Origin of the sequence: Embleya sp. NPDC005971, from assembly GCF_040629175.1 — a bacterium.
In the GTDB taxonomy this organism is placed as follows: domain Bacteria; phylum Actinomycetota; class Actinomycetes; order Streptomycetales; family Streptomycetaceae; genus Embleya.
Window position 1 is genome coordinate 85,438 of sequence record NZ_JBEXUX010000015.1, and the last position, 12,299, is coordinate 97,736.

Sequence of the window (12,299 nt, forward strand, 5' to 3'; positions counted from 1 at the left end):
AGTGCGTCCGCGAGCCGCAGGAACCTGCGAAGGACGACGTGATGAGCAGCCCGGAATCCTCCGATCGAGCGAGCAGCGGTTCCGCCGTCTCGCGCCGCCGCTTCGTCGGTGTCGCGGGCGCGGCCGGCGCGGGCGGCCTGGTGGTCGGTGCGGCCGGCGGTGCGGCCGCCCTCGCCGGCGAGTCCGACGGCGACGCCGGCCCCGCGCTGGCCCGCGTCGGCACGGCCGTCGTGCCGTTTCACGGGAAACATCAGGCCGGCATCACCACCCCGGCCCAGGCCAAGGGTGTCTTCCTGGGCTGGGACCTGGAACCGGGTGCGGACCGGGCGGCGGTCGCCGCGCTGATGCGGCGCTGGTCGGACGCGGCCGCGGAGCTGACCTCGGGCCGACCGGCGGCGGGCGACGGCCAGGTCGCGGCGGACGCCGGGGCCTGCTCGTTGACGGTGACCTTCGGCTTCGGCACGACCCTGTTCGACAAGGTGGGGCTGGCCGCCCGACGGCCCGCCGCGCTCAAGCCGCTGCCGCCGTTCCCGGACGACGCGTTGGACCCGGCTCGCGGCGACGGCGACCTGTTCGTCCAGGTGTGCGCGGACGACGGTCTGGTCGCCTTCGGCGCGGTCCGCGTGTTGCAGAAACTGGCCAAGGGGGTGGCTCGGGTCCGCTGGCAGATGAACGGCTTCTCCCGCTCGCCCGGAGCCACGGACAAGCCGAGGACGCACCGGAACCTGATGGGCCAGATCGACGGCACCAACAATCCGAAGCCGGCCGATCCCAAGTTCGACGAGAAGATCTTCGTCGCCGCCGGGGTCGGTCCCGAACAGGGCTGGGCCACGGACGGCACGTATGTGGTCTTCCGCCGGATCCGGATGTTGCTCGACACCTGGGACGACCTGGACAAGGGCCATCAGGAGCGGGTGATCGGCCGGGCCAAGGACACCGGCGCGCCGCTGACCGGTGGCGGCGAACACAGCGCCGCCGACTTCGGCAAGCGCGGCCCGAACGGCGAACTGGTGATCACCGCGAACGCGCACATGCGGGTGGCGGCACCGGAGTTCAACCGAGGGGCGACGATGTTGCGCCGCGGCTACTCCTATCACGACGGGTTCGGCACGGACGGCGCTCCGGACGCCGGGCTGCTGTTCGTCGCGTGGCAGCACGATCCGGACGACGGCTTCGTGCCGATCCAGCGCAAGTTGGCTCGTGGCGACGCGCTGTCCCCGTTCCTGCGGCACGAGGCGAGCGCGCTGTTCGTGGTCCCGCCGGGGTGCGCCCCGGGCGGGTATGTCGGTCAATCCCTGCTGGAGGGCTGAGGGCGATGCGACGTCGATGGTTGGCGGGGGCGCTCGCCCTGCCGCTGCTGCTCACCGGCTGCGGGAGTTGGGGCGCGGAGGGCGGTCCCGGTTCGTACATGAGCGAGGCCGAGGCGACCGCGGCGGCGTCCGAGGGGGTCGCGGCGCTGGGCGCCGACGGGGTGCAGCGGATCGAGTTGCGGGTGGACGACAAGCTGCGCTTCTCGCCGTCGGTGATCCGCGCCCGGACCGGGCCGTTGGTGATCACGCTGGCGGACACCGGGATCACCCCGCACCAGATGATCCTGCCCGGCGGTGCGCCGGTCGCACCGTCCGAGGGCGGCAAGTCCCAGGACATCAAGCTGAGTTTCGGCCGGCCGGGCTCGTACACGTTCAACTGCATGTACCACGTGGGCACCGGCATGGCGGGCACGATCGAGATCACCGAGTAGCGGCTGCTCGGCTTCGATCGGCCCGCCTCGCGGCGGTGCGGCGGCAGCGACGGATGCCGCTCAGGGGATCAGCACGATCTTGCCGGTGGTGCGGTTCGCCTCGGCCAGTTCGTGTGCCTTGACCACCTCGGCCAACGGGAACGTCTCGGAGACGATCGGGCGCAGGTCGCCGGCGTCCACCGCCGCCGCGATCAGGGCCAGGCGTTCGGGGTTGGGGTCCAGGTCGAAGGTGAGCCCTCGGCGGCCCGCCGCCTCGGCCTTGGCCGCCGTGACGTCGGCGGCGGGCGGGTTGGTGATGTTGAGCAGCAGGCCGCCGGGGCGGAGCGTGGGCAGCGAGCGGTCCTCGTAGTCGCCGCCGATCAGGTCGAGCACCACGTCGACGTCGCGGACCGTCGTGCCGAAGTCGGTGGTCGTGTAGTCCACCACCTCGTCCACCCCCAGCTCGCGCAGCAGTTCGTGCTTGGCCGCGCTCGCCGTGCCGATCACGTACGCGCCCCGGGACTTGGCGATCTGTACCGCCAGGTGTCCGACCCCGCCCGCCGCCGCGTGGATCAGCACCCGTTGGCCGGGCCCCACCTCGGCGCCCTCGACCAGGGCCTGCCACGCGATGGACGCGGACAGCGGCAACGCGGCGGCGTGCACGTGGTCGAGCGAGGTCGGCTTGGGCGCGAAGGACGCCTCCGAGGCCACCACCAACTCCGCGTAGCCACCGGCCGGGTGCGGGAAGTCCGGGAGGCCGTACACCTCGTCGCCCACCGCGAGGCGTCGCACCCCGTCGCCCACACCGGCGACGACGCCGGAGACGTCCCAGCCGAGCGTGAACGGCGGCACCAGCCACATCCCGCCGGCCCGGATCTTCACGTCGATCGGGTTGACCCCCGCGGCTCGCACTTCGACCAGTACCTCACCCGGTCCGGGCGTGGGTATCGCGGTCTCGATCAGCCGGAGAACCTCCGGGCCGCCGAGCTTGTCCTGATGCACGGTGATCATCTTCGTCGTCATGTGGGCAAGCATCGGCGTGCGGGTACACAGTTGTGAAGAAGGCACTTTCCTGGTACCTGGGTACCTCATGCATACCCCTCCTGACCTGCGCCCTTTCGGTGGTGCCGATGTCTATCTCAGCGACTGCGCGTCGCGCGCAGTGCTGCACCTGATCGCGAACAAGTGGGTGGCGCTCGTCGTCGGGGCGCTGCATCCGGGGACCCTGCGCTATGCCGAACTGCGCCGCCGATTGGGCGGGATCACCAAGAAGATGCTCACCCAGACGCTGCGCGACCTGGAGCGCAACGGCCTGGTCCGGCGCACGGTCCATCCGACCGTCCCGCCGCAGGTCGAATACTCGCTGACCGCACTCGGCGAGAGCGTCAGCGGCCTGATGCAGGAGATCCGGACCTGGTCGGAAAGCCACATCGAGGAGATCGCCGCGGCGCAACTGGCCTACGAGGAAGCGGCGTCGAGCCGCCCCGCGGCGGTCTGACCGTCGCTGCCGCCGCCGATCAGCGCCGATCCCGCGCTTCGCGTTCCGTAGCAGATCTATGTGTGCCCGAGAGCGGACCTACGTACGCCCGAGCGCCTGGAAGCGCCGCACCGCGAGCGGCAGGAAGATCGCGGTGATCAGCAGCGGCCAGAGCATCGCCATCGACAACGCGTGCTGCTCGATCCAGCCGCCGCCGTGTGGTGCCGGGTTCCCGAACAGGTCGCGGATCGCGTTCGCGGTGGAGGAGACCGGGTTCCACATCGCCACCGTGCCCAGCCACTGCGGCATCATCGACGGCGGCGTGAAGACGCTGGAGACGATGCCGAACGGGAAGGCCACCGCGAACAGGCTGCCCGCCGCCTCCGCGTTGGGCACCAGCAGACCCAGGTAGACCCCGACCCAGGTCAACGCGAAGCGCAACAGCAGCAACAGCCCGAAGGCGGCCAGGGTTTCGGGCAGGGTGCCGTCCGGGCGCCAGCCGACGACGAGCGCGATCGCCGCGAGCACGGCGAGGTCCAGGCTCGCGCCGAGCACATCGGCCACCCCACGACCGGTGACCACCGCCGAGGGTGCCATCGGCATCGAGCGATAGCGGTCCATCACCCCGAGTTGGCGGGTGAACGCGACGATGCTCGCGGTGTTCATGAACCCCTGCGCCATGGTCATCGCGAACATCCCGGGCAGTGCGTAGTCCTGGTAGTCGACCGCCCCGCCCACATCCATCGCACTGCCGAAGACGTACACGAACAGCAGCACGGACACGATCGGGAAGCCCAACTGCCAGGCCAGCGCGCTGGGTTGTCGGGCGATGTGCACCAGCTCGTTGCGCACGACGGTCAGACAGTCCGTGATCGCCCAGTACAACCGGCGCTCGGGCGCCTGAATCGGTCCTGCCATGGTCGCGCTCACGGACGGATCGCCTCCTCGACGGGTGCGGCCTGCGGCCGGTTCGGTGTGGACCCGGTGGACGGCGAGTCCGGCTCGTGGGCGCGCCGGCCGGTCAGTCGGAGGAAGACCTCGTCCAGGGTCGGCCGGCGCACACCGATGTCCTCGATCGCGATCCCCGCGTCCTGGCAGGTCCGGGCCACGTGGGTGAGCGCCGCGACCCGATCGCCGACCGGCGCGGTCACCCGTCGTTCCTCGCGGTCGGTCACCGGCTCGCCGCCGCCGTCGGCCACCCGGGCCACCACCTCGACCAGGCGCGGCAGATCGGCCGTGTCGCGTACGACGATCTCGATGCGATCGCCGCCCAGGTCGCGCTTGAGCCGGTCCGGCGTGTCGTCGGCGATCTTGCGGCCGCGATCGAGCACCGCGATCCGGTCCGCCAACTTGTCGGCCTCGTCCAGGTATTGCGTGGTCAACAACACGGCGGTGCCGCCCGCGAGCAACGAACGCACGGCCTCCCAGACCTCGTTGCGCCCACGCGGGTCGAGGCCGGTGGTCGGCTCGTCCAGAAAGAGCACGTCCGGCGCGAGAATCATGCTCACCGCCAGGTCGAGCCGCCGACGCATGCCGCCGCTGTACTGCTTGACCCCCCGGTCGGCGGCCTCGACCAGGCCGAAGCTCTCCAGCAGTTCGTCCGCCCGGCGGGCCGCCCGGCGGCGGTCCAGATGGAACAGCCGTCCGAACAGGGTCAGATTGCGCCGACCCGTCACCGCCTCGTCGACCGCCGGGTGCTGGCCGACCAGCCCGATGTGCCGACGCACCCGGCGGGGATCCCCGGTCACGTCGTGGCCGGCGACCATGGCCCGGCCGCCGTCCGGGCGCAGCAGCGTGGACAGGATCCGGACCGCCGTGGTCTTGCCGGCCCCGTTCGGGCCGAGCAGTCCCTGCACGGTGCCGCGCGGCACGGTCAGGTCGAAATCGTCGAGTGCGTACGTGTCGCCGTAGCGCTTGGTCAGGCCCTGCGCGAGGACCGCGGGGCCCGTTGTCCTGATCGGCCGTTCCGGCTGTGTGCCGAGCGACGTTCCCATCGGTCTCCTTCCCGACCTCCAGTAAACCGAGTACACCGTACCCGATTGCGCGTACGGCGTACTCGGTTTTCGCGGACGGGTTCTGTCGGGACGTCGAGGGGGCGGCGCACCGACCTCGGCGGCCGGTCCGGCTCCTACGATGGGGACACCATGACGAGCACCGACCACACCGGCAGCGGCGACCTCGCCCGCAGCCTCGAGCTGCTGTGGGGCGTGGACCGCAAACCCGCCCGCGGCCCCAAGCCGGCGCTGACCCTGGACCGGATCGTCACGGCCGCGATCGCGGTGGCCGACGCCGAGGGGCTGGACGCGGTCTCGATGCGGCGGGTGGCCGCCGAGATCGGGTCCGGCACGATGTCGCTCTACCGGTACGTCCCGGGCAAGGCCGAGTTGATCGACCTGATGGTCGACAAGGTCAACGCACCCGGCGACTGCGCCGAATTCCCCCCGGGATCGGGCTGGCGCAACGCACTGGAACAGGTCGCGCGCGGCATCTGGCAGATGTACAACCGGCACCCGTGGTTGCTCGGCGTCGATCAGGCCAGGCCGGTCCTGGGCCCCAACTCGCTGCTGGCCCTGGAACTCACGCTGGCCGCGATCGGGGACGCGGCGTTGTCGGACCGGGAGAAGATGACGATCCTGTCGATCATCGACGGCGGCTACGTCAGCGGTATGGCACGCACCCACTTCAACACCGTGCACGCGGAGCAGCGCACCGGCGTCAGCGACGAACAGTTCTGGGCCGCGCAGGCCCCGCTGCTGAACGCGGCGATGACGAGCGGGCGCTATCCGAGACTGGCCGCGCTCGCCGAGGACAGCTTCACCCAGGACGGCGAGGCGGTCTTCGAGTTCGGCCTGCGACTCCTGCTCGACGGCTTGGAGACGTTCATCGACCGCCGATCCTGACGTCCGGTATCCGTCCGATGTCGGATTCGACGGACCGGTCCCCCGAAGCGGAACCGGCCGGCATCATCGTCGGTGCTCGGCTACGGGGAACGGGGATCATGAACTCCAGAATGCTGCGGAAACGGGTCGCGCTCGGGACGGGGATCGGGGCGGTGGTACTGGCGCTGGCGCCGATCGCCCTGGCCGCCCCGGCGACCGGGGCCGCCGGTGCGTCGGTGACCGTGACACCCGGCACGGCGAAGCCCGGGGACGTGGTGGCGATCCGCGGCGCCGGACTGACCGGCTGCGCGCTGAACAAGGTGGACGTATATCTGCTGTCGGCCAACGGTGGCAGTTCCGGGCAGTACCAGGACCTGCTCGCGGCCGACCTGCCCGTGGACACCGCCCACGGCGGCTCGATCGCGTTCCGACACGAGGTTCCGGCCCCGGTCTACAGCTCGAACGCGGCGGGCAGCATCCCCGGGCCGGTGAACCGGATCGCCGTGCGCTGCATCGGCGAGGAGGAGAAGGTCCTCGCGCAGACGCCGATCGAAATCGACACGTACCGGCCCGAGGAGACCCGCAGGGCACCGGCCGACCTGTCCGCGAAGCGGCTGATCCTGGAGCCGGCCACCGGGGCGCCGGGCACCGAGGTCACACTGTGGACGGACCTGCACTGCGGCGTCGACAACGCGAGCGACGACGCGCGGGTGACCTGGGGTGGGCGGGACCTGACCAAGCTCAGCGTGCAGTCCACCGGGAATCGGGGCGAGGCGTACCGCTTCAACGTGCCGGACGGGCCGAATCGCGGCCCGCAGCCGGTCACCGTGAGCTGCTTCGCGCAGGGGCCGACCATGCCCGACAACGGGGTCACCCTGCGTACCGACTTCCGGGTCGCCCAGCCGGAGTTGACCCTGACGCCCACGCAGCCCACCGCCGGGCAACCACTGCGGATCGCGGGCAGCGGATTCGTCGCGTGCGGCCGACCGGTCGACGGGACCGGCACGCTGACGGTGCGTCATGGCACCACCGAGCTGGGTACGGTGCCGGTCGCCGCCGACGGGCGGTTCGCGGGCGAGCTCCGGGTGCCGCGTGAACTGCCGGGCGAAGACGGGACGTTGACAGTCGCCTGCACGGCGGGTGCGGGGTACGACGGCGACTTCTCGGTACGGGTCGCGGTCCTCGGCGCGGCCGCGAGCGCGACTGCGGCGGACCGGTCCGAGGCGGCGATGAACCTGCCGAGCCCGAGCATGTTGTTCGACGAGCCCCGGCCGGTGCTGCTGGCCGGCGCGACGGCGGTGGTGGCCCTGCCCGTGCTGGGCTTCTCGGCCGAACTGTTCAACAAGACCTGGGAACGCAACCACCTGCGGATCCGACGCCGGCTGCGCCCGGGCGCGGCGCGGCCTCGATCGCAGCCGCGAGTACCCGAGTTGCAGGTGCTCGCCTTCATCCTGCTCTCGGCCGCGTTCTGCGTCGCGGTCGAACCGGGCACGGGCTGGAACGCGGGCACCGCCGCACTCGCGCTGGCCCTGGTGGCGGCGGTACCCCTGGGCGTACTGGCGTACGAGGGCTCGGCGGAGGCATACCGACGCCGCGTCTCGCGCATCCGGGCGCTGCCTCGGCTGTTGCCGGGGGCGCTGGGCGTCGCCCTGGTCCTGGCCGCGGCCTCGCGCCTGCTGCATCTGACGCCCGGCTACGTATACGGCCTGTTCCTGGCCTTCACCTCGGCGGGCCTGCGGCGGATGTCACCGGCCGACGAGGGCCGGGCAGTCGCGCTGGGCTCGTGGTCCCTGGCGGGCCTCGCGGTGGTCGCGTGGGTGTGGCGCATCCCGGTCACCCACGTCCTGAACGAATCGGACGGCGCGCCCTTCGGCTGGGTCTTCGCCGAGGACCTGCTCACCCAGTGCTTCGTGGCCGCGGTGGTCGGCCTGGTCTTCGGCCTGCTCCCGATGCGATTCATGGACGGCCACGCCCTGTGGCAATGGAACCGCTGGGCCTGGGCCGCCATCTACGCCCTGGCCATGTTCCTGTTCGTCCTCGCCCTCCTCGACCCCACGGGCGCCGCCGACGGCATCACCAAGGACATGTGGCTCCGCTCCACCATCCTCTTCACCACCGCCGCACTCACCTCCGTGACCTTCTGGGCAATATTCCGCCTCCGGCCACCTAGGACAATCTGACACAAGGCGAGGAAACCCGAACGATTACGCGATTCATCTCCCCAATTGCCTTGACCCAGATTACGTAGTCGTCTTCAGGGTTCTTGGCTCGGATGAGCGTATTATCGACCTCCGGCGGTGCGGCGAAGTCAAGAATCTGCCACTTCTGGAGCAGAAGATACTTGCGCAGCCGGTCAACGGCGGCTCCAATCTCCACCACAGGCAAATCGTCAATTTGCCAAAAATGCGTGACTACTTGCAGGTTAGAGCTCTCAGTCGCCGACTGAAATTCACAGGAAGTCGGGTGAATATCATCCGCATCGCCGTGCCTCCCATGCAAGGCAAGGCCATCGAAAACACGACTTGAGTACCCCCGAAGCGTCCGGTCTGTTTCAGCCCGACTCACGCCACCGTCCAAGTTCTCCGACAGCCCACATCCGACCACAAGAGAAGCCAGAAGAAGAAAGCGCAGGAAGCTCCTCACGGCCGCTCTCCCCACTCCAGGCGAACATCGTGATAGTTTCCCGTAATAATTGCCGCCTGGTTGTTCAAGCTCATCGGGTCAGACGTCGACCAATATTCACTGTGCCCGCTGGAACCGTCGGAGGTGAATCGATTTGCGCCAAACGCTCGAACATCAGGAGTTACGCGCCTATGGACCCTGCCATTCTCCGACATCGGCGCATGCGCCCCCGCGCCAAAATCGGTAACGAGATCACCTTCTGCCGCTCCCACCCATACGTGCCTCGGTGAGATACCGAGGTCTTGCGCTCTAGTAACATGCATACCTGGACTGCCAGCCACGACAATATCCCGCGCAAAGAGTCCACCGCTGTGATGCGCCGCTTGCCCTACAACCACTGATCCGTAGCTATGCCCAATTACGGTGACATGATTGTTTGAACTAATGCCCTGAGCTACTCCCACTCCCCGCAAAAAGCGCGCAAAAACCGGCGCGGCCTCATCCGCATTGGATGTTGACATGGCATGCACCAGGGTGTCGGGGGCGTCATAGTCGATCCAAGCAATGGTGGAAACTTCACCGCCTTGAGACTCCTGCCGTGCTGCCAACCAAAGACTCCGCATCCTGCCGACATCCACGCCAATTTTCGCCAACCCCGATCCCGTCCCCGGGACGTAAACCGCCGTGTGGGCCGCCGTGTCCGGGTTGCCGATGGCGACGATCGCGCGGCCGTCGCCTTTGGCGCTGAAGCCCATCAAGTACAGGTCGCCGCCGGAGCGAAGTGTCGCCTCCAGGCCCTCGATCGCCGCCAAGCGCTCCTTGAGCGCCGTGACGCGGAATCGCCACTTCGCATCGTCCGTGCGCCCCGCCGCATCCCGCTTCGCCCGCGCGGCGGCCAATTCCGCAACCAGCGCGACCTTCGTCTCGGCCAACGCGACCCGATTGGCCCGGTCGCGAACCTCCGTCGGCAACCCGTCCATCGCCCCCAACACCGCCGGATAGCCGGCCAGATACATCGCCCGCTCGGACGGATTCAGCCCCGCCCACCACTTGGCCGCCGCGACGGGATCACCCTTCGGAATGGTGGCGAGGTCCAGGCCCGCCAACGCCGTCACGCACGCGCCGTCCGCAGCCGTATCCGCCCAGTCGGCCGTCCCGGTCGGATGCAACCGGCCCAGCGCCTGCGCACACTGCGCGTCCACCTCGGTCGCGGCCCGAATCGACGTGGCCAACCGCCGCTCCAACTCGTGTCGTCGCGAGTTCATCGCCCCGTCCGCACGCCGTGTCGGATCGGCCGGCTCCACCCGCCCGTCCTCGAACACGGTGAACCCCGAAGCAGCGGCCTCCGCCAGCCCCGCCCACAACTCCTGCTGCGCGACGCGGAGTCGGTCGGCCGCCGTGTCCAGGACGGTCAGCACACAGCGGGCCTCCTGCGCCGCCACCATGACCTGCTCACCCCGCGCGGCCACCCCCCGCTCCGCCGCATCCGCATCCGCGCCCTCCCAGCGCGAGGCCCGCAACGGCCCATCGACACCCGTCGTCGCCCGCCCGACCAACCCGTCCAACGCGGACGCCAGTTCGGTCCACTCGGCCACCGCCCGATCAAGCCCGCCCAAAGCGGCGTCGCGCAGTTGCGTCAGCGTCACCATCGGCGCCGCGCCTCCGCGAACGCACCCGCCGCCGCCTGATCGGTGCGATCGTGCGCGTCGGCGTTCGCCGTCAGCACCTCACCCAGCCCGCCGTACCCATCCGCGAGCGCCCGCAGGTGATCCGCCCACGCCGCCGTCAACGCGCCGGCCGCCGCCGCAACCGCGAACCCGGGACACCCGACGACCGCCACCCCCGGCTTGCCGGCCGCCTGCCGCAACGCCCCGGCCACCTCACGAGCCGCCGCCGCCCCCTGCCGCAGCGCCCCCGTCTCGACCCGAACCCGCGCCGAGCCGCCCCCACCGACACTGCCCCCACCAGCCAAGATCCCTCCCAGCGACCGCTCTATTACCTACTGCAACCAAACGATACCCATCGAAATCAACCGCCCGACCACCGAATTCCGCGAATCCCCCAAGAGCGAACAGATTCACCAACCAACGCGTAACCAGATCGCAAGCCGACTCGTTCATACGTATGGGCGAACGAAGTGAGCCGTTCGGGGGACGCGGGGGGTGCCGCAACAAAAGCCGACGGCGCACCAAGCACGATCCCGCTCGCCCGAAAACCGCAGGTCAGACGGGTTCCGCGTCAAAAGGACATGGAACTAATCAGAATAATTCACAACAAACGAGCCAGGAGTCGAAGTGAGCCACCCGAACATCGTCGAGATCTTCACCTACGGAACCCACGGAGGGGAAAGCCAAGTGCGCGTCGTCATGATCGACGACGACCCATGGTTCTGTGCCCGCGACGTGTGCGCAGTGCTGGAGCACACCAACTCACGGATGGCGGTGACCAACCTCGATCACGACGAGAAGACCAGCATCCGTGTTGAGAAAACCGCAGGTCAGAGGTCTTCCGTAAGCAATCCTTACGGAACCTCCGACCCGGGCGGCAACCCGAACATGACCTTCATCAGCGAGGCCGGTCTCTACTCACTGATCCTGCGAAGCAACAAGGCAACGGCCAAGCCCTTCCGACGCTGGGTCACCCACGACGTCCTCCCCACCATCCGTCGCACCGGCCGCTACATCCCCGCCACCAGCGAAAACATGGATGACCTGCTCTCCCGCGCGATCGGCTCGATCACCGATCTCGCCGCCCGTACCGGGGACCTGACCAAAGCTGTGGAGATCAACACGATGGCCGTGTCCCGCCTCACCGCCGGGTTCGAGTCGGCGACCCAGTTGTCCACAGCTACTGCTCACACGACCCCTCCCACCTCGGAAACCCACAACCCGGCCCAAGTTCTCCACAGCGATTTCCACAGGGTTATCCACAGGCCCGTCCCCCTCCCCACACCCGGTGATCGACGTCGCCTCACCCCCGAGGTCGTCGCCGAGTGTCGGCGCTTGGCGCGGGACGGGGTGTCGGTCTATCGGCTCGCCCGCCGGCACGGCGTGAGTGACTCGACCATGCGCTCGGCGGTGCGCGGCCAGACCTACCGCTACGTGCCCGAGCCCCCCGTGGGCCCCTGACCCGACTCCGTCCGCGCCGGCCCCCGCCCCGCGCGACCGCCTCGATGGTCCAGACCACCGCCACCACCCGCGCCGAAGCAGCCCCCGCGCCCCGATCACCTCCACCGCCCACGCCGGCAGTGCCATCGCCCAGCCGAGCGGCCGGCCCACGCAAGCCCCGGCAGGGTCACCGACCCGCCGTCCCGCCCCGGCCCGAAGCCCGGACCGGAACCCCGACCCAGCCTCCCGGCGACTCCCCCCTCGCCGCGTCGCAACCGGTGAAACCCCAGGTCAGAGCCGATTCACGCACACCGTGACGGCATGTCGAATCCCCGGGCGCCCGCCACCCTCACCGGCCCCGTCACGGTCCCCGTGCCCCCGCTCGCGCCGCCCGCGATCGGAATCGGCCCAACGCCCCGACCGGCGGCGGACCGAACACCCAGCGCAAGCCGGGTGCGGCCCCCTCGCCGTCACGATCGGCACCACTCCTCGAA

The 12,299-nt window shown here is 69.8% G+C and carries 12 protein-coding genes; 6 read left to right on the plus strand and 6 right to left on the minus strand.

Features of this window, described 5'->3' with window-relative positions; translation table 11 throughout:
* Positions 1-41 precede the first annotated feature (41 nt).
* Together efeB and ABZ374_RS15940 are read left to right on the plus strand one after the other, a co-directional pair.
* Positions 42-1,310, plus strand: a complete 1,269-nt coding sequence (efeB, locus tag ABZ374_RS15935; RefSeq protein WP_360311343.1) for an iron uptake transporter deferrochelatase/peroxidase subunit — start codon at positions 42-44, stop codon at positions 1,308-1,310.
* Between the two features lie 5 nt (positions 1,311-1,315).
* On the plus strand, positions 1,316-1,741 hold the full coding sequence (locus ABZ374_RS15940) for a hypothetical protein (protein ID WP_360311203.1): 426 nt from the start codon (positions 1,316-1,318) through the stop codon (positions 1,739-1,741).
* A 60-nt stretch (positions 1,742-1,801) separates the two neighbouring features.
* On the opposite strand, the gene ABZ374_RS15945 is transcribed toward ABZ374_RS15940, so the two are convergent.
* The gene (locus ABZ374_RS15945; RefSeq protein WP_360311205.1) at positions 1,802-2,743 is read right to left on the minus strand and encodes an NADP-dependent oxidoreductase; all 942 of its coding nucleotides are present in this window, start codon (positions 2,741-2,743) and stop codon (positions 1,802-1,804) included.
* Between the two features lie 67 nt (positions 2,744-2,810).
* Here ABZ374_RS15945 and ABZ374_RS15950 point away from each other — a divergent pair, with 67 nt between their 5' ends.
* Entirely contained in the window at positions 2,811-3,218 is a 408-nt protein-coding gene (locus tag ABZ374_RS15950; protein ID WP_360311207.1) for a helix-turn-helix domain-containing protein, read from the plus strand.
* Between the two features lie 78 nt (positions 3,219-3,296).
* Here the strand turns inward: ABZ374_RS15950 and ABZ374_RS15955 are convergent, their stop codons facing one another.
* Positions 3,297-4,115 carry an ABC transporter permease gene (locus tag ABZ374_RS15955; RefSeq protein WP_360311345.1) on the minus strand — a complete coding sequence of 273 codons (819 nt, stop codon included), beginning with the start codon at positions 4,113-4,115 and terminating at the stop codon, positions 3,297-3,299.
* Positions 4,116-4,123: 8 nt separating this feature from the next.
* On the minus strand, positions 4,124-5,191 hold the full coding sequence (locus ABZ374_RS15960; protein WP_360311209.1) for an ATP-binding cassette domain-containing protein: 1,068 nt from the start codon (positions 5,189-5,191) through the stop codon (positions 4,124-4,126).
* Between the two features lie 150 nt (positions 5,192-5,341).
* On the opposite strand from ABZ374_RS15960, the gene ABZ374_RS15965 reads away from it, so the two are divergent.
* Both ABZ374_RS15965 and ABZ374_RS15970 read left to right on the plus strand, forming a co-directional pair.
* The gene (locus ABZ374_RS15965) at positions 5,342-6,097 is read left to right on the plus strand and encodes a TetR/AcrR family transcriptional regulator (protein WP_360311211.1); all 756 of its coding nucleotides are present in this window, start codon (positions 5,342-5,344) and stop codon (positions 6,095-6,097) included.
* 98 nt (positions 6,098-6,195) lie between these two features.
* A complete protein-coding gene (locus ABZ374_RS15970) occupies positions 6,196-8,256 on the plus strand; it encodes an FGLLP motif-containing membrane protein (RefSeq protein ID WP_360311213.1) in 2,061 nt (686 codons plus the stop codon).
* Here the strand turns inward: ABZ374_RS15970 and ABZ374_RS15975 are convergent.
* The 3 genes from ABZ374_RS15975 to ABZ374_RS15985 are packed head-to-tail and all read right to left on the minus strand — an operon-like array spanning position 8,243 to position 10,670.
* A complete protein-coding gene (locus ABZ374_RS15975; protein ID WP_360311215.1) occupies positions 8,243-8,719 on the minus strand; it encodes a hypothetical protein in 477 nt (158 codons plus the stop codon). The two genes, ABZ374_RS15970 and ABZ374_RS15975, sit on opposite strands and share 14 nt — an antisense overlap.
* Complete coding sequence (locus ABZ374_RS15980) at positions 8,716-10,347, minus strand: alpha/beta hydrolase (protein ID WP_360311217.1); 1,632 nt, start codon at positions 10,345-10,347, stop codon at positions 8,716-8,718. Before ABZ374_RS15980 ends, ABZ374_RS15975 begins: the two co-directional genes overlap by 4 nt.
* Positions 10,341-10,670: a hypothetical protein gene (locus ABZ374_RS15985; protein WP_360311219.1), complete on the minus strand. Its 330-nt coding sequence runs from the start codon at positions 10,668-10,670 to the stop codon at positions 10,341-10,343. Before ABZ374_RS15985 ends, ABZ374_RS15980 begins: the two co-directional genes overlap by 7 nt.
* A gap of 322 nt (positions 10,671-10,992) precedes the next feature.
* On the opposite strand from ABZ374_RS15985, the gene ABZ374_RS15990 reads away from it, so the two are divergent.
* Positions 10,993-11,826: a BRO family protein gene (locus tag ABZ374_RS15990; protein ID WP_360311221.1), complete on the plus strand. Its 834-nt coding sequence runs from the start codon at positions 10,993-10,995 to the stop codon at positions 11,824-11,826.
* Positions 11,827-12,299: the final 473 nt, after the last annotated feature.